Source organism: Lysinibacillus fusiformis, from assembly GCF_016925635.1.
GTDB lineage: Bacteria > Bacillota > Bacilli > Bacillales_A > Planococcaceae > Lysinibacillus > Lysinibacillus fusiformis_F.
The window spans coordinates 477,428-499,858 of sequence record NZ_CP070490.1; the positions used below are offsets into that span (position 1 = coordinate 477,428).

Annotated in this window: 19 protein-coding genes and 1 other annotated feature; of the genes, 10 read left to right on the forward strand and 9 right to left on the reverse strand. The window is 37.3% G+C overall.

Annotated features, from left to right (window positions below):
• The first annotated feature begins 58 nt into the window (after positions 1-58).
• From thiM to thiE, 3 genes are read left to right on the forward strand one after another with little or no spacing between them, the layout of a single operon-like run.
• A complete protein-coding gene (thiM, locus tag JTI58_RS02355) occupies positions 59-826 on the forward strand; it encodes a hydroxyethylthiazole kinase (protein WP_205444976.1) in 768 nt (255 codons plus the stop codon).
• Complete coding sequence (gene thiD, locus JTI58_RS02360; protein WP_205444978.1) at positions 814-1,638, forward strand: bifunctional hydroxymethylpyrimidine kinase/phosphomethylpyrimidine kinase; 825 nt, start codon at positions 814-816, stop codon at positions 1,636-1,638. The genes thiM and thiD overlap by 13 nt, the downstream gene beginning before the upstream one ends.
• Positions 1,628-2,272, forward strand: a complete 645-nt coding sequence (thiE, locus tag JTI58_RS02365) for a thiamine phosphate synthase (protein ID WP_205444980.1) — start codon at positions 1,628-1,630, stop codon at positions 2,270-2,272. Before thiD ends, thiE begins: the two co-directional genes overlap by 11 nt.
• A gap of 70 nt (positions 2,273-2,342) precedes the next feature.
• Here thiE and JTI58_RS02370 read toward each other — a convergent pair whose 3' ends face one another.
• From JTI58_RS02370 to ezrA, 5 genes are all read right to left on the reverse strand, one after another.
• The gene (locus JTI58_RS02370) at positions 2,343-2,558 is read right to left on the reverse strand and encodes an alpha/beta-type small acid-soluble spore protein (protein WP_036118875.1); all 216 of its coding nucleotides are present in this window, start codon (positions 2,556-2,558) and stop codon (positions 2,343-2,345) included.
• 145 nt (positions 2,559-2,703) lie between these two features.
• Positions 2,704-3,915, reverse strand: a complete 1,212-nt coding sequence (gene thiI / locus JTI58_RS02375) for a tRNA uracil 4-sulfurtransferase ThiI (protein ID WP_205444982.1) — start codon at positions 3,913-3,915, stop codon at positions 2,704-2,706.
• Positions 3,916-5,067: a cysteine desulfurase family protein gene (locus JTI58_RS02380; RefSeq protein WP_205444984.1), complete on the reverse strand. Its 1,152-nt coding sequence runs from the start codon at positions 5,065-5,067 to the stop codon at positions 3,916-3,918. It abuts the gene before it with no gap.
• A gap of 106 nt (positions 5,068-5,173) precedes the next feature.
• A complete protein-coding gene (locus JTI58_RS02385; protein ID WP_205444986.1) occupies positions 5,174-5,641 on the reverse strand; it encodes a GNAT family N-acetyltransferase in 468 nt (155 codons plus the stop codon).
• Between the two features lie 90 nt (positions 5,642-5,731).
• Entirely contained in the window at positions 5,732-7,432 is a 1,701-nt protein-coding gene (gene ezrA / locus JTI58_RS02390; protein WP_205444988.1) for a septation ring formation regulator EzrA, read from the reverse strand.
• Between the two features lie 163 nt (positions 7,433-7,595).
• Here ezrA and hisJ point away from each other — a divergent pair, with 163 nt between their 5' ends.
• Together hisJ and JTI58_RS02400 are read left to right on the forward strand one after the other, a co-directional pair.
• Complete coding sequence (gene hisJ, locus JTI58_RS02395; RefSeq protein WP_205444989.1) at positions 7,596-8,390, forward strand: histidinol-phosphatase HisJ; 795 nt, start codon at positions 7,596-7,598, stop codon at positions 8,388-8,390.
• A 24-nt stretch (positions 8,391-8,414) separates the two neighbouring features.
• Entirely contained in the window at positions 8,415-8,894 is a 480-nt protein-coding gene (locus JTI58_RS02400) for a GAF domain-containing protein (RefSeq protein ID WP_205444991.1), read from the forward strand.
• A gap of 92 nt (positions 8,895-8,986) precedes the next feature.
• Here JTI58_RS02400 and JTI58_RS02405 read toward each other — a convergent pair whose 3' ends face one another.
• On the reverse strand, positions 8,987-10,765 hold the full coding sequence (locus JTI58_RS02405; RefSeq protein WP_243456293.1) for a sensor domain-containing diguanylate cyclase: 1,779 nt from the start codon (positions 10,763-10,765) through the stop codon (positions 8,987-8,989).
• Positions 10,766-11,339: 574 nt separating this feature from the next.
• Between JTI58_RS02405 and rpsD the strand changes: the two genes are divergently transcribed.
• Positions 11,340-11,942, forward strand: a complete 603-nt coding sequence (gene rpsD / locus JTI58_RS02410; protein WP_205444994.1) for a 30S ribosomal protein S4 — start codon at positions 11,340-11,342, stop codon at positions 11,940-11,942.
• 89 nt (positions 11,943-12,031) lie between these two features.
• Here the strand turns inward: rpsD and JTI58_RS02415 are convergent, their stop codons facing one another.
• Positions 12,032-13,228 (reverse strand): MFS transporter, encoded by a 1,197-nt coding sequence (locus JTI58_RS02415; RefSeq protein ID WP_205444995.1) that lies wholly within the window; start codon positions 13,226-13,228, stop codon positions 12,032-12,034.
• Between the two features lie 91 nt (positions 13,229-13,319).
• A complete protein-coding gene (locus JTI58_RS02420; protein ID WP_205444997.1) occupies positions 13,320-13,868 on the reverse strand; it encodes a MarR family winged helix-turn-helix transcriptional regulator in 549 nt (182 codons plus the stop codon).
• A 544-nt stretch (positions 13,869-14,412) separates the two neighbouring features.
• On the opposite strand from JTI58_RS02420, the gene JTI58_RS02425 reads away from it, so the two are divergent.
• Together JTI58_RS02425 and JTI58_RS02430 are read left to right on the forward strand one after the other, a co-directional pair.
• The gene (locus JTI58_RS02425) at positions 14,413-15,618 is read left to right on the forward strand and encodes an iron-containing alcohol dehydrogenase (protein WP_036078383.1); all 1,206 of its coding nucleotides are present in this window, start codon (positions 14,413-14,415) and stop codon (positions 15,616-15,618) included.
• 130 nt (positions 15,619-15,748) lie between these two features.
• Positions 15,749-16,552, forward strand: a complete 804-nt coding sequence (locus tag JTI58_RS02430) for a cobalamin-binding protein (RefSeq protein ID WP_205444999.1) — start codon at positions 15,749-15,751, stop codon at positions 16,550-16,552.
• A gap of 51 nt (positions 16,553-16,603) precedes the next feature.
• Here the strand turns inward: JTI58_RS02430 and tyrS are convergent, their stop codons facing one another.
• Entirely contained in the window at positions 16,604-17,872 is a 1,269-nt protein-coding gene (gene tyrS / locus JTI58_RS02435; protein ID WP_205445000.1) for a tyrosine--tRNA ligase, read from the reverse strand.
• 84 nt (positions 17,873-17,956) lie between these two features.
• Positions 17,957-18,165, reverse strand: a binding site (T-box leader).
• 102 nt (positions 18,166-18,267) lie between these two features.
• On the opposite strand from tyrS, the gene JTI58_RS02440 reads away from it, so the two are divergent.
• Both JTI58_RS02440 and JTI58_RS02445 read left to right on the forward strand, forming a co-directional pair.
• A complete protein-coding gene (locus JTI58_RS02440; RefSeq protein WP_205445002.1) occupies positions 18,268-21,315 on the forward strand; it encodes a transglycosylase domain-containing protein in 3,048 nt (1,015 codons plus the stop codon).
• A gap of 135 nt (positions 21,316-21,450) precedes the next feature.
• A complete protein-coding gene (locus tag JTI58_RS02445; RefSeq protein ID WP_205445003.1) occupies positions 21,451-22,332 on the forward strand; it encodes an NAD-dependent epimerase/dehydratase family protein in 882 nt (293 codons plus the stop codon).
• Positions 22,333-22,431: the final 99 nt, after the last annotated feature.

Sequence of the window (22,431 nt, forward strand, 5' to 3'; positions counted from 1 at the left end):
TTTTACACAAAAAGAGCCTTTTTTGCATGCTTACGTCCATCCACAGAGGAGGACTACAATGATATTTCAAACAATTCGTCAAAAGCAACCACTCGTCCATTGCATCACCAATTATGTAGTGGCAAATTTTCAAGCAAATGGTTTATTAGCAATAGGTGCCTCACCGGTAATGGCTGATGACAGCCAAGAGGTAGAGGAAATGGTAGCGATTGCTCAAGCACTATTAATTAATATTGGAACGCTTAATGATCGTACAAAAAGCGCCATGCTATTAGCAGGTAAAAAAGCGAATGCACTTGGTATTCCTGTTATTTTAGATCCTGTTGGCGTTGGAGCCACAACTTATCGTAAGGAAACCGTCAAACATTTACTTGAGAACATACAATTTGCTGTGATTCGCTGTAATCTCGGCGAGCTTGCTGCAATAGCCGGTGTAGATTGGCAACAAAAGGGGGTCGATAGTGGTCATGGCTCCATCGCTATGGAAGCAGAAGCCACATTATTGGCTCAACGCTATCAATGCATAGTTATTGTAACGGGGGAACGTGATTTTATAACTGATGGTAAGCATAGCCAATGGATTGCTGGTGGTCATCCACAAATGACGGAAGTAACGGGTACAGGTTGTTTACTAAGCGCAATTTGCGGTGCTGCCTATCGTGTTGGACCTAACCCTTACCAGCAATTAACAGAAACACTTACTTACTATAAAAAAGCAGGTGTACTAGCATCAGCATTTACTGCAGATATCGGTGATTTTCAAATCGCCTTACTTAATGCTATACATCGTTTGTCAAAGGATGGTGAAGCTTCATGCATATTGTAACGACGATTGCTGGCTCAGATAGCGGAGGCGGTGCTGGTATACAGGCTGATTTAAAAACATTTCAGGAATTAAAAGTGTTTGGCACTTCTGTCATTACAGCATTAACTGCACAAAATACATTGGGTGTAACAGGTGTTTACCCAATTGACGTTTCCTTTATAAAAAAACAATTCGAGGCCTTAGTAGAAGATTTTTCAATAACTGCGATTAAAACAGGAATGCTTTATTCCTCAGCTATTATCAAAACAATCGCAAGCATGATCGGTGAGCTAAACATTCCACTGATTGTTGATCCAGTGATGATTGCAAAAGGTGGAGAAAGCCTATTGCAGCAAGAAGCTATCGATGCACTATGCTCAACTTTACTACCACTCGCTACGGTTGTTACGCCCAATATACCCGAAGCAGAGACACTTACAGGGAGAACTATTCATCATTTTGAAGATATGAAAGAAGTAGCTCAAAGCTTGTTACAACTTGGTGTACAATGTGTCATCATCAAAGGTGGACATTTAACAGATCCACTTTATGCCATTGATTATGTATTTTTCAAAAATGGACGATCTTTTTCGATGCAATCTCCTCGAATCCAAACAAAAAATACGCACGGTACTGGATGTACATTTTCAGCAGCACTTACTGCTTTTCTTGGACAAGGATTTGCTATGGAAGAAGCCATTATTGAAGCTAAAAAGTTTATCCAATTAGCAATTATGTATGATTTATCGATTGGAAATGGTCATGGACCCACAAATCATTTTGCTTATCAACAGCATAAAGAAGCCTGTGAGGTGATTATTCATGAAACGTGAGGATTTGCAGCTTTATTTTATTATGGGTACGAGCAATGTTCCTCATCATGAACAATCGATCTATATCCTAGAAAAGGCATTACAAGCAGGCATTACAATGTTTCAATTTCGCGAAAAAGGTCCTCATGTGTTAACTGGATTAGCCTATGAACAGTTTGCACGCCAATGTCAAAAACGATGTCATCAGTATAGTGTACCCTTTATCGTTAATGACGATGTCGAGCTAGCGATGCGACTCGGTGCTGATGGTGTTCATATCGGACAAGATGATTTACCTGTTGGAGTAGCACGGAAAAGAATTGGGAACATGATTCTTGGTGTTTCTGTCCATTCACAGGACGAATTGCAAACGGCTATTAACCATCAAGCTGATTATGTAGGGATTGGTCCAATCTTTGCAACATCTTCTAAAAGTGATGCACAACCACCTTGTGGCACATCTTTTTTACAGCAGGCTCGTTATCTTCATCCTGAATTACCGATTGTAGCAATCGGAGGAATTAATTGTACAAATGCACATGCTGTATTTCAAGCTGGTGCTGATGGTATTGCTGTGATTTCAGCTATCTGTCAAAGCGAAGATATTGAACATACAGTATCTACGTTTAAGTCTTTATGTCGTATAAATAAATGATCAATAAACAAACTAAAACCAGTGCCTTTTACGGTCACTGGTTTTAAGTTTATAAATGCTTAATCAGCATTTATTGGTTGTTTGGCATACCTTTTAATTGAGATTCTGCCATTTGTACAAGACGTTTAGTGATTTCACCACCAACGGAACCGTTGGCACGAGCTGAAGCTTCAGCTCCTAATTGAACACCAAATTCTTGTGCAATTTCGTATTTCATTTGATCAAGTGCTTGTTGTACACCAGGTACTGCAAGCTTGTTTGAACTGCGGTTGTTGTTTGAAGTCATGTCTCTCACCTCCTTGTGAATATAGAATGTGCGATATTAGATTTTTAATACAAAAATTTTAGAGGTAAATTGTACCTCTATTGGAATACCGTTAGTCACGCAAAAAAGCCGTCTCAAAATGGGCTTTGAGACGGCTTTTAAAACCTTATAATAGATCTGCAAATTTATCTTGTTGCTGTTCTTCTTTCTTAGGGAAAATATAGACCTCGCGATTTTTCACTGCTCGCTCAATCAATTCATCAAAATCAGAGAAGCTTTCATAATGCTCCACCTTTTCAAGCTTTGGTTTTGTTTTAGGACTTGCTGGTGTAAAAATCGTACAGCAATCTTCAAATGGCTGAATAGATGTTTCGTATGTGCCGATTTTCTCAGCCTTATCGATAATTTCTAATTTATCTGTTGAAATCAGCGGACGTAGAATAGGTGTATTTGTTACTGCATTAATTGCTGTTAAGCTTTCAAGCGTTTGACTCGCTACTTGTCCAAGGCTTTCACCCGTTACAATAGCAAGTGCACCAATTTCCTCACGCACCTGATCAGCAACCTTCAGCATCATTCGGCGTGTTGTTGTCATCGATACGTTAGAAGGTACTTTTTCTTTAATAAGAACTTGTATTTCAGTAAAAGGAATAACATGCAAACGAATACTAGCACCAAATTTCGTTAATTCATTAGCAAGCACTTTAACTTTTTCTAATGAATTTTGGCTTGTATAAGGTGGACTAAAGAAATGAATCGCTTCTAATCGCACACCACGCTTCATCATTAAATAACCTGCGACAGGGCTATCAATACCGCCTGATAGCATTAATAAAGACTTCCCATTAGATCCTACTGGCATTCCACCTGCACCAGGAATGACTTGTGCCATCATATAAGTTGCATCATGACGAACTTCTACACGTAGCTCAATATCAGGCTTTTTCACTTTGACAGATAAATTTTGAAATTGCGGTAAAACATAGCCACCAATCTCACGTTGGATGGCGTGAGATTCTAATGGAAATGTTTTATCAGTACGTTTTACTTCTACTTTAAATGTATGTTGCTCGTCTTTAAATGTCTCCATAATCGTGATAGCGAGCTTTTTCATACTTTCCATCTCTTTTTCACATGCAGCTACAGGGCTAAATGATTGAATACCAAAAATTTTAGGTAAACCTGTAATTAGCGTCTGCATTTGTGCTTCGTCCTCTATAGCAATAAACATACGATCACGTTCTGTACGAATATGCAGTTGACCTAAATCAGCAAAAGCATGTCGAATATTTTCACGTAAGCGGCGAATAAAATCCATTTTGTTGCGGCCTTTTGTAGAAAGCTCACCATATCGAATTAAAATTTCTTTCCAAATCATTTACTTATTTTCTCCTTTGAGTTCCAACATTACTTCTGCAAGTACTTGTTTAAACTTTTCTATATCTTCTATTGTGTTATGTGCGCCAAAGCTAATGCGAATCACACCTTTTTTATAATGCTCATCAAGGTGTAGTGCCTCGACTACATGGCTTGTTTTCGTTTGCTTGGATGAACATGCACTTGATGTTGACACAATGACACCGCGTTTTTGCATAGCATTAATAATAACTTCCCCTTTTAAATCACGAACACTAAATGACATAATATGCGCAGCTCCTTGTGGGGTCGATAAAACATGGACTGCTTCTCCATATCCGTCTAGCTGAGCTCGAATTTCATCATGCCATTGACGGTATTTATTTGCGCGTTCGTTCATTGTTTCAACGGCCAATCGAGCCGCTTTCGCTAAAGCAACAGCTTGCGGAACTGCCACAGTACCGCTGCGCATTCCAAATTCCTGACCACCACCAAGAGCAAAAGGCTGCCATCTCACGGGTTTACGGAATGCTAATACACCTGAGCCTTTAAAGCCATGAATTTTATGACCAGAGATAGAAATACAGTCTGGGCCTTCTTCTTTAAAGGATATAGCTAATTTCCCAAAGCTTTGAACAGCATCAACATGAAAGGCTGCACGACTCATTTCATGAATCATTTTTGCTGCTTCCTTTATAGGCTGAATCGTACCCATTTCATTATTCACATGCATGATGCTAACTAAAATGGTTTCTTTTCGTATTTTAGTACGAAGCTCATCGAGAGAAATCACACCATTTCGATCAACACGAAGATATTCAACATCATAGCCCTCTTTTTCAAGCTGTTTCATCGTTTCTAGCACTGAAGGATGTTCAATTTCAGTCGTTAAAATATGCTTTCCTATATGCGTATTACTACGTGCTATGCCAAAAATAGCTGCATTATTTGATTCTGTACCACCTGAAGTAAATAGCACATTTTTTGCCTCTGTCTGCAAAATATCTGCTACTTGCTCACGCGCACGCATTAATAAATCATTTGCTTCAACACCCATGGCATGGATGGAAGCAGGGTTGGCATAATACTGCTCATTGACAGCCATGAATGCTTGCATAACCTCATTTAAAGGCTTTGTTGTTGCACTATTATCTAAATAAATCGTATTAACCATAACTTTTCACACACTTTCAAAACGTTGATTTAACGGTATTTATCATAACGCAATCTTTGGCGATTGACCACTAACTTTAACGATTCTTTAAATTTTAATTGGTATCCTACATTTTTTTCAACATCGTGATAAATTCTGTGGGCGTACTAAATTCGATCGCTTTAACAAAACCTAATTTTTCATAAAGATGGATTGCTCGCTTATTAAATAGGGCGACTGTTAAGCGAAGTGGTAGATGATGCTCTTGTTGAACTGTTTGTACAATAAACGAAAAAAATGCCGTTCCTAATCCTTGACCTGTTAGATTTGGTTTCATACCAATTCCAATATCTACACAGCATTCTATATATGCACCAATATCCTGTCCCTTTGGCACTTGTGCTGCCAAACCTGTGCAATAATAGCCGATTAACTCCCCCTGATTATTAAAGATAGCAAAGTAGGGATGATCAAGCATTTCTTGTACATTTTCATCCGATAATTCATTATTGTAAAAATCGTAAGGTTCTGCATATTGCCATTGTAAAATTTCACTTGCAAACTGTTCATTCATTTTTTTTATCGACAGCTTCACACTGAATCACATCCTCATCTATGCAATAAATAGAAAGCTGTCTAAAAAGTAATCGCTATACTTTTTAGACAGCTCAAAATGTTATTCGAATTATTTTACTGTGAATTGTTCAGCAACCATTTCTTGAATACGCTTTAAAGCACCTGGCTCCATTTCTTCCACTGCTGTACCTGCTTCTTCTAAAGCCTTCGCATAACGGAATTGGTGGAAAGCCTCTTCTGCTTCTTTTAAACGTCCGTTCAATTTCGGGTTCGATGCACGGTGACGATTACCGTACTGAATAATGCGTTCAATGAGCATCACATTTTCTATTAATTCATGTGCTTTTACTTTAACATCCTCTACGCAAAGTGTTGCTGCATTTAGATTATTATGAACCGTTCCCATATTAAGCGGTACTTCTTGCAAGCTTTGCATGACAACATAGATGTGCTCTGCAGCCTCATCAAGACGTGCATCCATCTCCTCAGGAATCCCTGGAATATTTGCCTTGTTTAATAAACGATCGGTATCTTGTAATATTTTCTTTAAGTTTTCGACTTGAGCGCGTGCCTTATTTTCATCTATTCGAAGTTTCTTCATTGTATTCGATAGATGCCCTTGTTCTTCATGAATTCGTTCTAGCTCTTCACTAATTTCGATTAACTCTTCCTGTAAGCTAGAATAAGCCGATTTTTCTTCCTTAACTCGCATGGCTAATAAATCATAGCGACGTTGCAGTGCTTCCAATTGTTTTAAAGCGGCTTTTGGAATTTCAGCATCCTTTTCATTTAAATGGTAACTTTGTTGCACATACGTTGCCTCATCATTCACTAACTTTGTAGAAGAAATGACATTGGTGATAGAGCTTAATAAACGATCACAATTTTGATCTACATAATTTTTAGCAATAACCTCTTTTTCAAGTAAATCATAAAAACGATCGATTTCTTCATTAATCTCTGTCACACGAGGTTTAACAACTTTTAAATTAAGCTCTGCAAGGTCCAGCTTTAATGCATCAAATTCTTTTTCATATTTATTAAGTGCATCTTTCAATTCTAAATGCTGTAAATAGTAAGATTGGTCTTCCATTTCTCGCTGACCATTACGCAATTCCTGAACCGCACCTGGTAACTTAACTTGAATTTCCGTTAAAATAGTAGGAACATCATTAATATACTCGAATGTCTGCTGAGATTCTTGATTTAAGCTAATAACAATTTCTCGTGCTTGCAAATAATTGCCTTCATTTGTCAATACATCGAACTCTTCAAATTTTTGAACAAATGTCTCCAGCTTTTTCTCCAATGCAGGTAGTGCTACACCAAATGAATGCTGATGAGCCAGCAATGTCTTTCTTGCAGAGCGATAGTATTCTTTTAATTGTTCGATTTCAATTCGATTTTTTTCTTCGCTGCCAATTAATTCATTCAGTTCTTCTAAAATATTATTTTTATCTTGGTCGCATTTTTCAATGTAATCTTCAATTTCACGTTCTATTAAAGTTGCCCTTTTAAAACGAAGTCGATTAATTTGATCCTCAGCATCAAATAGAAGAGAATCGATTTTAGTCATATGTACATCGATGACTTCATCCCAAGTATTGCGCCATCGTTCAAACATTTCTTCCGTTTCACCGTTCATGTTTAAAGATTTTACTTTTGAAATTTCTTCATTTATAGGATTATGTTGTATTTGTAATTTTTCATTTTCAAGTTTTGCAATAATTGCAACATGTTTTCTTCGCATCATAAATCCTACTATGGCTAAAATTAATAGTAGGATAATCGGAATGATGATATACTCCATCGTAAGCCTCCTATTCTACAATAAACGAATTGGCTAGTTGTATTTATTATATACTATGTTTTCGCCTTTTGTACTAAAATTTAAGTGTTTTTCAGAAAACTGTATTTTCGCTATTGTGAAATATTTAAATAGCGTATCTATAGAGCTAAAGGAGTGGTAAATTATGAAACGTGATGGGCATATACATAGTCCTTTTTGTCCACATGGCACTACGGACTCATTCAACCAATATATTGAAAAAGCAATTTCTCATCATTTCAAAGATATAACATTTACAGAACACGCCCCATTGCCCAAAAGTTTTTTTGATCCAACCCCGCAACAAGATAGTGGCATGAACCCTGATGATCTCATGCCTTACATTAAAGAATTGCAACACCTGCAACAACGGTATGCACAGGATATTCGCATCCGTATCGGATTAGAGGTTGACTATATCCAAGGTTACGAACAAGAAACTCGTCAACTCCTTGATACATATGGACATTTTTTAGATGACGCTATTTTATCAGTTCATTTTTTAAAATGGCAAGATACCTTTGTATGTATCGACTTTTCTTCTGAATGCTTTATTGATTTTTCAAAAAAAGTTGGCTCTGTTGAACAGGTTTATGATTTATATTATGATACTGTCCTACAATCAATTAGAGCAGATCTTGGTCCATACAAACCAAAACGGATTGGGCACCCATCACTTATTCATAAATTCCAACTGGCGCACAACGAAAAAATCGATGATGCACGACGTATTAGAGAAGTATTGGACAGCATGAAATGTGCGGGCTATGAATTAGATTTAAATAGTGCTGGTTTAAGTAAACAATATTGTCAGGAGCCCTATCCACCTTTTGCCTTTATCCATTATAGTCAAGCTATTCAACTACCATATGTATTTGGTTCGGATGCACATAGCGCAGAGGATTTACATCAACACTATAATGTTATATTACCAATATAAATAATTTTTAAACGAGGTGCTTATATGTTTACACAAATTAATTACGAAGGATCCATTGCTGACCAATATCTAACATTATCAAAACAATTAGATGCACTACTCACTGGTGAAACCAATCAAATTGCCAATTTAAGTAATGCCTCTGCTCTATTAAATCAGTTTTTAACAAACATCAACTGGATTGGTTTTTATCTCTTACAGGATAATGAACTTGTGCTAGGGCCATTCCAGGGTCTTCCTGCCTGTGTTAGAATCCCTATTGGACGTGGTGTTTGTGGTACAGCTGTGGCAACGAGAGAAACAATTGTTGTAAAAGATGTACACGATTTTCCAGGGCATATTGCTTGTGATGCGGCCTCACAGTCTGAAATTGTTATACCGCTGCTGAAACAAGGTGAGATCATCGGTGTATTAGATATCGATAGTCCTATTGTGAATCGCTTTTCAGAGGAAGATCGCAATGGCTTAGAGGAATTTGTTAAAACACTACTCAATCATTTATAATAAAACAACAAAAATTACCCTGAAATGTTTTATATTGTCATTTCAGGGTAATTTATTTAAACAACTATTCATTATATTGTGCTTCATCAAACCTATAAATTTGTTTGATACGAACCGTTATGAGTACAAAAACGATTTTTCCCACTATTTTTTGCTTCATACAAGGCTGTATCAGCATGTAAAAACACAGATTGGAATGCTGGTCGATCTCGCTCATCCCATGTTATAAGCCCCGCAGAAATTGTAACTTGTGGATCTGTGGCACTTGGGATTACTTTCACAATGGTTGATGCTAATTCTAAAGCTTCTTTTTCATTGATATTAGGCACATAGACAGACATTTCTTCTCCACCCCATCTTGCGCAAATCCCACGACTTCCAATCGTCTCTTTTAATTGAACCGCAATCTGTACAAGAATTTTATCTCCAACTTGGTGACCGTACGTATCATTAATACGTTTAAAATTATCAATATCAATTAACAAAAACATACCAGATTGATCATATTCAAGTGATTTTTCTACAAACTGATCGAGGTAACTGCGAGCATATAGTTTCGTTAAATGATCCAAATCGACCATTTCCTGAAGCTGTGTTCGTAAAATTGAATTTGCAATGGCTAACGATGAGTGGTGAATTAAAGATTGCATTAATTTGAAACTATCGAACGAAAAGAAATATGGCTCTTTATGTAAGACAATACTAAAACCATTAATCTTTTCCTCCATAAGTATAGGAATCGCCATAATAGAACGATACTCAATTTGATTAGGAGTTAGACGGCTGAAATCGGCAACAAATAGTGGATCATTCGTTTGAGCAAAATGCTGTTCAACATGTTTTATATAACTTTGACCATTTTCTGAATGGAACAAGGAGGTACTTGCACCTGTTATTTCAAATGTATCGTGTTTTTTAAATGCGAAACAAACTTCCATTGGCTGAAAAGATTTCAGTAACTGCTTTTGTAGGAAAAGTAACATTTCATGAATGTCAATTCGCATATTTAAACGATGCGATGTTTCATTAATGAGTTGTAAGTCACTTACGAGGCGATGCGATTGATGATATAATTTTGCATTTTCAAGAGCATTTCCTGACGCTTGCGCCAGCATCCGTACAAAATCTTTTTCAGTTGTTGAAAAAAGATAAGTCGTGGGAGCACTTACTTGCAAGATGCCATAGATAGCTTGCCTGCCCTTAATAGGTGCATTTAACAACCGACAATTTAAATCGCTCGCTAACTCTGTCGTTAACTCTCCTGATACAAAGGCTTCAATTGTAGCAGGTCTTTCAGATAAATAATCAAAAAGCTTAATATCGATGGTCGTGTGTCGATCTTGATCATTCGATAATATCAGCTCCACATTAAATTCAGGGAAATTATCCCGTATATTTTTTAATACATTTTCTAAAATTAAATCAATATCCATTGTTGAATGAAATAAATCAGTCATGTTATATAGTTTTCTATATTGGTCTTCATTTATTTTGACATCTAAATTGTCTCTAATCATTTGAAGAACCTTTGAAAGTATTTCTATACACTCTTCACCGTACTCCGAGGTCATAAAGTCTGTCCAAGACTCTGTTGCCTCCACAAGTAATACACCAATGGGATTTTTGCCCTCTGCTTGGAAAAGCACCATATCTGTCATCATTGAATAGGCTTGTCTTGCTTTTAATATATAAGGAATTTTCACTACTTTTTGTTGATAAAAACTAGCTTCGATCATCAGCCATGACACAGCATTTAGCTTTGTTTCAATTGTTAATGAAGCCATCTCTTCAATAGGTATTAAAGAATTACCTTCAAAACTGAGAAAAGCAGCATTGTCAATTTTCAAGCGCTTCTTTAGAAACTGTTTCAATGAACAAAAATACCCATTAAAACTAGTTTGTTCTTCATAAGAACTCACCCAAAAGCTCAAAACATCAGATTTTATATATTTTAGCGTTTGTAAATGGTCTGTCATGAAATCACCTTTTCTATATAACGTCCAAATCAATTACTATTAACTTATAATATATTATACATAATTTGTGTCATTTTGACTATGTAATTATCCCTTACTTTTACAATTTACATTACACAGCGTATCATTAACTATTCCTATATCATTTAAAATAGATAGTGAGGAATTTCCTACTATGTTCTTTTACAAATTTTTAAAAGCAAATAATTGACGTCCTTATCCTAAGCAGTTACAATGGAGGTTGTGTAAAATAAACGCAGCAGTGGTATAAGCTTATGATTGTATTTTATTCCTCTATTTTCTGATATACAACTACTTGAGATCCTCAGTAATGAAAATTAGATGGTGTATTGCGTAACCTAACGGCTGCATAGGCGAAAGTACATGAAAATAAAATGCGTGTAAGAACGGGTACTACTGGTTTTTGTTTTACAACAAAAAAACCAAATTTAAAGGAGGAGACAACAATATGTCTCGTTATACAGGTCCATCTTGGAAATTATCACGTCGTCTTGGTATCTCACTAAGCGGTACAGGTAAAGAAATCGAAAAACGCCCTTACGCACCAGGTCAACACGGTCCAAACCAACGTAAAAAATTATCAGAATACGGTTTACAACTTCAAGAAAAACAAAAACTTCGTCATATGTATGGTATGAACGAACGTCAATTCCGTACACTATTTGACCGTGCTGGTAAAATGAAAGGTGTCCACGGTGAAAACTTCATGATCCTTCTTGAAACTCGCCTTGACAACTTAGTTTACCGTTTAGGTTTAGCTCGTACTCGTCGTGGTTCTCGTCAATTAGTTAACCATGGTCACATCTTAGTAGATGGCAAACGCGTTGATATCCCATCATACAGCGTAAAACCAGGTCAAACGATTTCTCTTCGTGAAAAATCTCAAAACCTTGCTGTAGTAGTGGAAGCTATCGAAGTAAACAACTTCGTACCTGACTACTTAACATTCGATGCTGACAAAAAAGAAGGTACATTCACTCGCCTTCCAGAGCGTTCTGAATTATCAGCTGAAATCAACGAATCATTCATCGTAGAGTACTACTCTCGTTAATGACGACAAAAGCCCTGAAATCCCTTGTATATCAAGGTTTCAGGGCTTTTTTTATTGTTTCATCATTTAATCCTGATTCCTATGAACAATCAATTCGAACCTACGTTTTTTCCGCTACTAATCATTAGTGCAGAAACTAATCCCGTACTAAGTGTTGTAGCAAGAAGAAGGAAGGCTACAGTAAAGCTACCAGATTGTATCAAATAAACAGATATGAACGGTGCAACACTTGTTCCAGCAAATAAAATGACTGTATACATCGAGACTGCAATCCCTCCCATATTCCAGCCTAACTGACTAACAAGTGTCACTAATGAAGGAACAGCAAGTGCAATCCCACTAACAAATAAAATACTAATGATCGTTAAACCAGCTATAGTTGAAATAAAGCTCATCAGGATTAGTTCGATAATCGATAGAGATAAGGCCATTTTCAGTACAAACAGCACATTAAAACGCTTTGCTAATTTCCCTGCAAATGGTGACATAACCATTCCTACTATCCCAAAGGCACGAATGTAAATGAGGTTCTGACTTTTCATACCAAAGGAATCACTCGTTAAATATGCACCTAAAATAATGTACATACTGACAAATGACATTAATAATACAAACGCAATGAGATAACTAAATATCAAATTTCTATTGGTGAAAATAATACCGATTCTCTTCAGAGGAGCCCATATATTTTTAGTTTCGTTCTGAATTATTCCCTTCGGTAAGATCCACACGACTAGCAAAGCAGTCATAACATACACTGCAGCAAGCACATAAAAGATGACGTGCCAATGACTATGTTCACTTACATATCCACTAAACACCTGCCCAACTATACCCGCTACAAGAAATCCCGTACTGATAAAACCAATTGTCCCAACTTTTCGATCATTTGGAAAAACCTCAAGGGTATAGGCAAGCGCTACTGGTGAAAATGTAGCTGCCGCGAGCCCTTGTAATCCTCTTAATAGAAGGATAAAAGAAAAATTATTAACTAAACCTAGAAGTAACGTTATCATGCTTAATGAAAAAAGCCCAAATACAATGACATTTTTACGTCCATATTTTTCTGATATCGCACCATAGAAAAAACACCCTAGTGCAAATCCAAGCGAAAAAACACTTGATGTAAAGCCCGCTTTAGTCAATGAAATATTAAAATAATCACTGAATACACTAATCAGCGGTATTGTTAAATAAAGACTCGACATCACTACCATACCTGTCCAGGATAAAATAGTTGTCATTAAAGCATAATTTGCGCGATTTTCTGAAATTACAATGTTCATTAAATAAATCACCCTTTTTAGTTCGATTAACTTATAGTTAGATAATCTAATTAAATGACTGAAAATTAAACTGTATCAATATAGCTACAGTTTAACGTTCCACCTTTAGTTTTCTTTGTATAGATTTTAATAATTTACTCACTAGCTTCTCAAATACTTGTCGTTCATCAGGTTCCAAATCGCTTACATTAGAAGCGCATGACGACCAATAAGTCGGTAAAACTTCAGCTATAAAAATACGACCTTCATCTGTTAAACTTACATAGATCTTCCTCCGATCTTCTTTACTATGATTCCGTACAACAAGATTTCTCTTTTCTAACCAATCAAGCATTGATGTTGCGGATGCTCTCGTAATGCCCAATCGTTTAGCTAAAGCAGACGGAGTTGCACGTCTCTCTCCATGTAGTGTCAGCAATAGTAATAAGTCTAATTTACTTTCAGTAATTCCAAAAGGAGCTAACTCATTGTCTATTACATCTAAAACATGATCACTTAACCATAACAATATTAATCCCAATTTCGCATCTTCTTGATTTGTATCACTGGCAGAAGACGTCTGAATTAGTTCAATATATGGCTCTACCCCTAATACTGGCAAATCATCTTCATTCGTGTACGTTTTCTTAATTTTTGTCATTGAATCACCTTTTAATTAGATTATCTAACTATCAACCATTCTAACTATAAATTTAATCGAAGGCAAGAACTTTTATTTCCACAAATTTCTTCAAAATAAAGCCACTACTTTTTTAGTGCAGACGCATTACCTTAATTATTATAACCTACAATAATTATCCCCGCATATTGTGACAATTTTATGTACTTTAAAATAGTAATTACATAGTTTCAAAATAACATAATCACTACCTTAATAATAAAAACAAAATATCAGTTATTTACTATTCAATAGATCATCAAAATAGAACTGTTTTCCAAAGAATATATTTTACTTTCATAGTAAAATATTTTTCAAACCTTATTAAATTAAATATTCTACTACAAAACAACATTTCACACCTTCTTTGACCCCTTAACTTTTTTGTAAAATAATAACATGAATAAAATTAACAATTTTAATAAAAATACGAGTTGAACTTTAACAAAAAATAGAATACGATGAATTGCGAAAGGTGGTTCACCATCATTCAAGCAATAATAATTTTTTAAAAGGGGTTGGAAATATGTCAGACGTTCTAAAGCAATTTGTTATGCCGAAAACAAACTTATTTGGACCTGGAGCAATTCAAGAAGTTGGTAAGCGCTTAAATGATTTAGAAGTGAAAAAGACATTAATCGTAACAGATGAGGGCCTACACAAATTAGGTCTCTCAGAACAAATTGCAAATATCATTACAGCTGCTGGAATTGATGTAGCAATTTTCCCTAAAGCAGAACCAAATCCAACAGATCAAAACATTGAAGATGGCATTGCAGTGTATCATGCTGAAAACTGCGATTCTATTGTTTCTCTTGGAGGAGGCAGCGCACACGATGCAGCAAAAGGTATCGGACTTATTGCTTCGAATGGTGGACGCATTCATGATTATGAAGGCGTTGATAAATCACAAAATCCACTTGTGCCATTAATTGCGATCAATACAACTGCGGGCACTGCAAGTGAAATGACTCGTTTCACCATTATTACAGATACAGCACGTAAAGTGAAAATGGCCATTGTTGATAAGCATGTAACACCATTACTGTCCATTAATGACCCTGAGCTTATGATTGGCTTACCTCCTGCTCTAACTGCGGCAACTGGTGTTGATGCATTAACACATGCCATCGAATCATTCGTTTCTACGAATGCCACACCAATTACAGATGCATGTGCTGAAAAAGTACTTCAACTGATTCCTGAATTTTTACCACGTGCCTATGCAAATGGAGCTGATATAGAAGCGCGTGAACAAATGGTATATGCTCAATTTTTAGCGGGAATGGCCTTTAATAATGCATCACTTGGCTATGTACATGCAATTGCTCATCAATTGGGCGGTTTCTATAATCTACCGCATGGCGTGTGCAATGCTATTTTATTGCCACATGTTTGCCGATTCAATGTAACAGCACGTACAGAGCGCTTTGCTCGTATCGCTGAATTATTAGGAGAAAATGTGGAAGGTTTAAGTAAGCGTGATGCCGCTGAAAAGGCTATTACAGCTATTGAGAAATTATCACAAGATTTAAATATTCCTAGTGGCTTCCGTGAATTAGGGGCAAAAGATGAGGATATTGAGATCCTAGCAAAAAATGCATTGTTAGATGTGTGTGCTGAGACGAACCCTCGTAAAGCAACACTAGAGGATATCAAACAAATCATTACAAACGCAATGGGACCTATTGTGAAAAAAGAAGAGTCACTCGAAGCAGTTGCCCTTTCTTAATCGAAGGTTTCCTATAAGTTTATGACAAAGGGTGGAGAAAACAAATGTTTTCTCCACCTTTTTTATACACACATTGTCTATCCTAGAAACTCTCGCTATACTTTTCTTAAAAAGAATAGGAGAAAACGATATGCGTTTAATTTCAATTTGTCCTAGCAATACAGAATTAGTCGCCTATTTAGGGCTGATAGACCAGCTCGTTGGCGTCGATGATTATTCGGATTGGCCAGCAACGGTTAAAGAGTTACCGCAGCTTGGGCCAGATTTATCGATTAATATGGATGCATTAGAGGCATTACAGCCTGATCTTGTCCTGGCTTCCTTGAGTGTACCCGGTATGGAAAGAAACATCGAGGCATTAAAAGAAAGAAATATTCCTCATATTATTTTTAACGCAAACTCATTAGAGGAAATTGCGCAGGATCTTATAACCCTCGGTAAGGCTTGTCAAGTGGAAGAACAAGCAAAGAACATTGCTGAAGAGTATATACATTCCATCGAAAAAATGCATTCCATTGCACAAACCATCCCGAAGAAACCTACCCTCTATTGGGAATGGTGGCCAAATCCTATTTTTACTCCTGGGAAAATAAATTGGCTAACGGAAATTAGTGCTCTTGCTGGTGGCATCAATCTATTTCAAGATGTAGAACTTGCCAGTGTTCAAACTGATTGGACAGATGTTGTTGAACGTAAGCCCGACTACATCATGATGGCTTGGGTTGGTGTAGCATTTGAGCGTATACAACCTGCTCATTTATTAAAACGTCCATATGCCAAAGAGCTACATGCCGTTCAATCGGAACAGCTTCATGTAATGGAAGAATGGCTGTATTGTCGCCCTTCTCCACGACTTATTGAAGGTGCTATAAAGCTTGCAAAAATACTGCATCCTAAAGAATATGAGCAATTAAAACCTCCGAATTTCTTATGATTAAAAAACCACATCCCCTCGTTTTTGGGAATGTGGTTTTGCTAATAGAAATTATACAAATTTCACCATATGATATTTTTTCTTACCTCGACGGACAATGCTGAATGCATCCTCTAAACGATCCTTCGCATCGAATACATAGTCTAAATCCGTCACTTTTTCACCATTTACACTAATTGCACCATTTGATACGTCCTCACGTGCTTGACGTTTTGAAGATGAAATGCCTGCTTCTACAAGAAGGTCAACAATGTTTTTGTCCTCTTTAGCCATTTCAATAGAAGGAACATCTTTAAAAGCATCCTTCATTTCTTCAGCTGAAAGTGCTTTTAGATCCCCTGAGAATAAAGCTGCTGTAATACGAATGGCTTGCTCTAATGCCTCTTGACCATGAATTAAACGAGTCATTTCTTCAGCTAGCGCTTTTTGTGCCTTACGTAAATGCGGCTCCTCCTCTACAGAGACTGCTAATGCTTCAATTTCTTCACGAGAAAGGAACGTGAAGATTTTTAAGTATTTAATGACATCTGCATCAGCAGCATTGATCCAGAATTGGTAGAACTCATATGGAGATGTTTTCTTACTATCTAGCCATACAGCACCACCTGCTGTTTTACCAAACTTTGTGCCATCTGCCTTTGTTACTAATGGAATCGTAATCCCAAAGGCTTTCGTTTCTTCCTCGTGTGTTTTACGAATAACCTCTAAACCTGTTGTAATATTACCCCATTGGTCAGAGCCACCTACTTGAATACGGCAATTGTAGTGATTGTATAAATGATTGTAATCAATACCTTGAATTAACGTATAGGCAAACTCTGTAAACGAGATTCCTGTGTCAAGACGAGAAGCAATCGTATCCTTTGCTAACATATAGTTCACGTTAATTAATTTCCCGTAATCACGTAAAAATTCAATTGTGTTTATATTACCAATCCAGTCACGATTGTTCACAAGCTGAGCACCATTGCCATCTTCCGCAAAATCAAAAATACGTTCTAATTGACTACGGATTCCTTGAACGTTTTTATCGATTTGCTCTACCGTTTGTAATTGACGCTCTTCTGAACGACCAGATGGATCACCGATCATCCCTGTCGCACCACCAACAAGTAAAATTGGACGGTGACCCGCTTTTTGGAAGCGACGAAGTGTTAACAATGGAACAATATGTCCAATATGCATGGAGTCAGCTGTTGGATCTACACCACAGTATAAAGATACTGATTGTTCATCTAATAGTTTTGCCATACCTTCCGCATCTGTTTGTTGGTAGAGCAAGCCACGCCATTCTAAATCTTGTAATAATTCGTTTGTCATGTTCATTCCTCCTAAAATGGTTGAAATTCGTTACGTGCATGGACATTTTTAAATAAAAAAAGTCCCTACACGCAAACAATTGCATGCAGGGACGTTAAGTTGCAAACTAACGCGGTACCACCCAGCTTGAAGATGTCATCCACCTTCCACTTCATTCAATCGCCTTTATCGCAGGCGCGCACGTCTAAGCTCCAAGCACGTAATTCGTCTCTACATTATGACCAGTTTTCACCAACCACCGGCTCTCTAAACAGGGAATATAGACACTACTGCAAACTCTTCATCACCAGAAAACTATAAACATAATTCTATACGATTCTTTTTCAAAGTCAATAACTATGTTCGTGCTAAAACAATATGTGCTATAATAGACAAGATTTTAGGAGGTCGATACATTGAAAGATTGGATTGAAAAAATCAATGCAAAGATCGATGAATTACTTGAACAAAAATGGATGAAGAAATTACGTATTTCAGGTAGTGTTACCTGGAACTTATTTTTACTATTTTTAGTCTTTGCATTGGTTGGTACTGTATTTGTCGGTTCAGTTGGAGCTGGTTATTTTGCTTCTCTTGTAAAAGAAGAACCGCTACGCTCAAAAGAAGAGCTACGCGATCAAATTTTTAGTTATGAAGAAACCAGTGAAATTTATTTTGCCAACGATATTTATATTGGGAAATTGCGGACAGATTTAGACCGACGTGAAACTTCGCTTAGCAATGTTGCACCAGAGGTTGTGAATGCTGTTCTGGCAACAGAAGATGAATATTTCCGAGAGCATAACGGAATTGTACCAAAAGCGGTTATTCGTGGGTTATTACAAGATGTCACAAATTCTGCTACGCAAACAGGTGGATCTACACTTACCCAGCAGCTTATTAAAAACCAAGTACTAACAAATGAAGTATCCTATGAACGTAAAGCTAAGGAAATTTTACTGGCGATGCGTTTAGAACATTTTATGACGAAGGAAGAAATATTAGAGGCTTATTTAAATATTATTCCGTATGGTCGTAACTCTTCAGGACGAAATATTGCAGGTGTTGAAACAGCTGCTGAAGGGATTTTTGGCGTAAAAGCAAAAGAATTGTCTCTTCCTCAAGCTGCGTACATAGCTGGTATTCCACAGGCACCATTTGCTTATACACCATTTACGAATACAGGTGAACTGAAAAGTGAAGAAGCTTTGAAACCAGGTATTGATCGTATGAAAACAGTACTTTATCGTATGAAAGAAGCTGGTTATATTGACGATGCGCAATATAATGAAGCGTTAAACTATGATATTGCTGCAGATTTCCGCGGACCAGAAATGCGTGCGGAGGATCGTTATCCATGGCTGACTTATGAGCTTGAAGCTCGTGCAAATGACATTATTGCTGAAAAACTAGCAAAAGATGATGGGATTGACCCAGAGCGCTTAAAGTCAGAAAAAAAATTAAAGGATAAATATACGATTTTAGCAGATCGTGATGTTCGTTCTAAGGGCTATCGCATTTACTCAACTATTAATAAAGATATGTATGATGCGATGCAAAAAGCAGCAAAGGACTTCCAGTATTATGGACATACGTATACTGGTAAAGGGAAAGACCCTGTTACTGGTGAAGAAATTGATATTGAGATGCCCGTACAGGTAGGTAGTATTTTAATAGAAAATACCACAGGTCGCATTTTAAGCTTTGTCGGTGGTCGAGACTTTAAAACAATTCAAGTAAACCACGCAACACAAGCTTACCGTTCTAACGGTTCTACAATGAAGCCATTACTTGTTTATGGTCCTGCTATAGAATATGGAGTTATTGGTGCAGGTAGCCCATTAGTTGACGTGAAATTCTCTATTGGTAAATGGAGTCCAAGCAACTATATTACAAGTGATGAGCGAGGACTTATTCCTGCACGTGAAGCATTAGCAGACTCTCAAAACATATCAGCGCTACGTTTATATAATGATATTATTAATAGACGCCCCGCTGATTTGTTAGTAAAAATGGGATTCACAAAATTACACCCAGATGACTTCACTAACCTAGCAACTGGTATTGGTGCTTTAAGTGAAGGGACTACTGTAGAAGAAAATACAAATGCCTTTGCTACTTTTGCAAATGGTGGTCAATTCATTGATGCCTATATGATTGATCGTATCGAAGACCAAGAAGGCAATATTATTTACAAACATGAGGTAGAACCTGTTCAAGTATTTAGCCCAGAAACATCCTATATCGTGACAGATATGTTACGTGATGTTCTTACTAAAGGTACAGGGACAATGGCACGAAATACCTTAAAATTCTCTTCTGATTTCGCTGCAAAAACAGGGACTTCTCAAGAGTATAAAGATGTTTGGCTAGTTGGTTATAACCCAAATGTATCTCTTGGTGTTTGGATGGGTTACGATCAACCTCGTACACTTTATGCATTTAACAACACCTACTTACAGCCAAGCGTTCGTGTGAATAAGCTTTGGGGTACGTTAATGAATGCCGTTTACGATGCGGACCCTCAGCTAATTGATCCACCAACAAGCTTTAAGGCGCCTAAAAATGTTGTGACTGCATCATTCTGTGGCATTTCCGGTATGGCCCCTTCTGCAGCTTGCGCTAGCGCAGGTCTTGTACGTTCCGATTTATTTAATGCGAAGGTATTTTTACCATCTCAACCTGATGATAGCTTAGCATCTTCAAGTGTTGTGACGATTAAAGGTAAAACTTATAATGCCCTGCCAAATACACCAGCAGAATTTGTCAAAGCAGGTGGTGCAGGCATTAATCAAGACTTTATTAAACGAATGTTAGGTAGACTTGGCGGTAACCCTGCTAGTCTGTTACCAAAGAATTCAACATTGTCGAATTCATCTGTATCAGCTGTTGATTTCCCAGCAGATGGCAGCCCACCAGCAGCTGTCTCAGCTTCAGTAAATGGCTCTACATTATCATGGTCAGAGTCATCGAATGATGTTGTTGGTTATCGTATCTACAACGTTACGAATGGCGGTAATACGCTTGTGACATCCGTACTAGAATCAACACAAAGCATTACGGTTGCTAGTGGACAAGCTTATGTAGTAGTCGCTGTAGATATTACAGGCTTATCATCACCTCAATCCAATGTTGTTTCTACTGGCGGTAGTGAAAATGAACCTGACCCAGAGGAAAACGACCAAGAACCAATACCACCTACAACGCCACCAACTAATGGGAATGGCAACGGGTCTGGTAATAATGGCAATGGCTCTGGTAGTAACGGCAATGGTTCCAATAACGGAAACGGGTCTGGTAATAACGGCAATGGCTCCAATAACGGTGATGGATCTGGTAACAACGGCAATGGCTCCAATAATGGAAATGGATCCGGAAGCAATGGCGAGGGCTCTGGTAACCCTGGAGATGGCTCAAACGGAGGAGAAAATACCACGCCTCCACCTGACACATCAAGGCGATAAGCCATTATGCCCTAGCAAAAAGCATTTGTATTAAATAATCAAATAACAGACTTACTACATATTACTTATGAATTGTAGTAAGTCTGTTTTTTTGTCATTATAAAGAAGACTACTATTTTGAAGGGGTGGAAATATATGAACGTATTGATTTTAGGGGGCACACGTTTTTTTGGAAAAAAGCTAGTGGATCTTTGTATTCAAAATGGACATCATGTAACGATTTTAACACGTGGTCAAAGTGGCAATCCCTTTGGTACAAATGTTACGCAGTTGGTAGTAAATCGTAATGATCGTGATGCTTTAGCACAGGCACTAGCCAATACAACATGGGACATTGTCTATGATAATATTTGCTATTCGCCCAACGAGGCACAAGCGATTTGCGAGATATTAAAAGGGAAAACGAAAAAGCTGGTCTTTACTTCTACTCTTTCAACCTATGAAGTAGATGGTAAGATGAAAAAGGAAGAAGACTTTGATCCATTCCAGTATCAAATTCGCATGGGACATCAAGAGGAATTTTCTTATGGAGAAGGAAAGCGACAAGCGGAGGCTGTCTTATTTAAAGAAGCTGCATTCCCAGTCGTTGCTGTACGTTTCCCCATTGTGATGGGCGAGGATGACTATACACGTCGTTTACATTTCCACGTTGAACGTATTTTACAGAATCAGCCGATTACTTTACCGAACATTGATGCAAAGATGAGTTATATTACAGATGAGGAAGCAGCTGAATTTTTATATTTTGCTGGCGTTACGCCTATTGAAGGACCATACAATGCTACCGCATCTGGTGCTATGTCTCTCAAAGACCTCATTGCTCTAATCGAAGAAGCGAGTGGTCAGCGTGCAAAAATTTCCCTTATTGGTGGCAATGAGGAATCACCATCGCCTTATGGGGTGCCTGCTGATTGGTATATGTCCAACGCAAAAGCAGAGAAGGCAGGTTTTACATTTAGCCAGCTTGAAGATTGGCTACCAAAATTAGTGACAACATTAGTAAAACAGCTACAATAGCTTTAACAACGCAAAGAATCTGCTAGATAATTAGCAGATTCTTTGTTCATCCATTATGCATCAGCGTTTTTGCCGCAGATGCTTCACTTGCATTGCTGA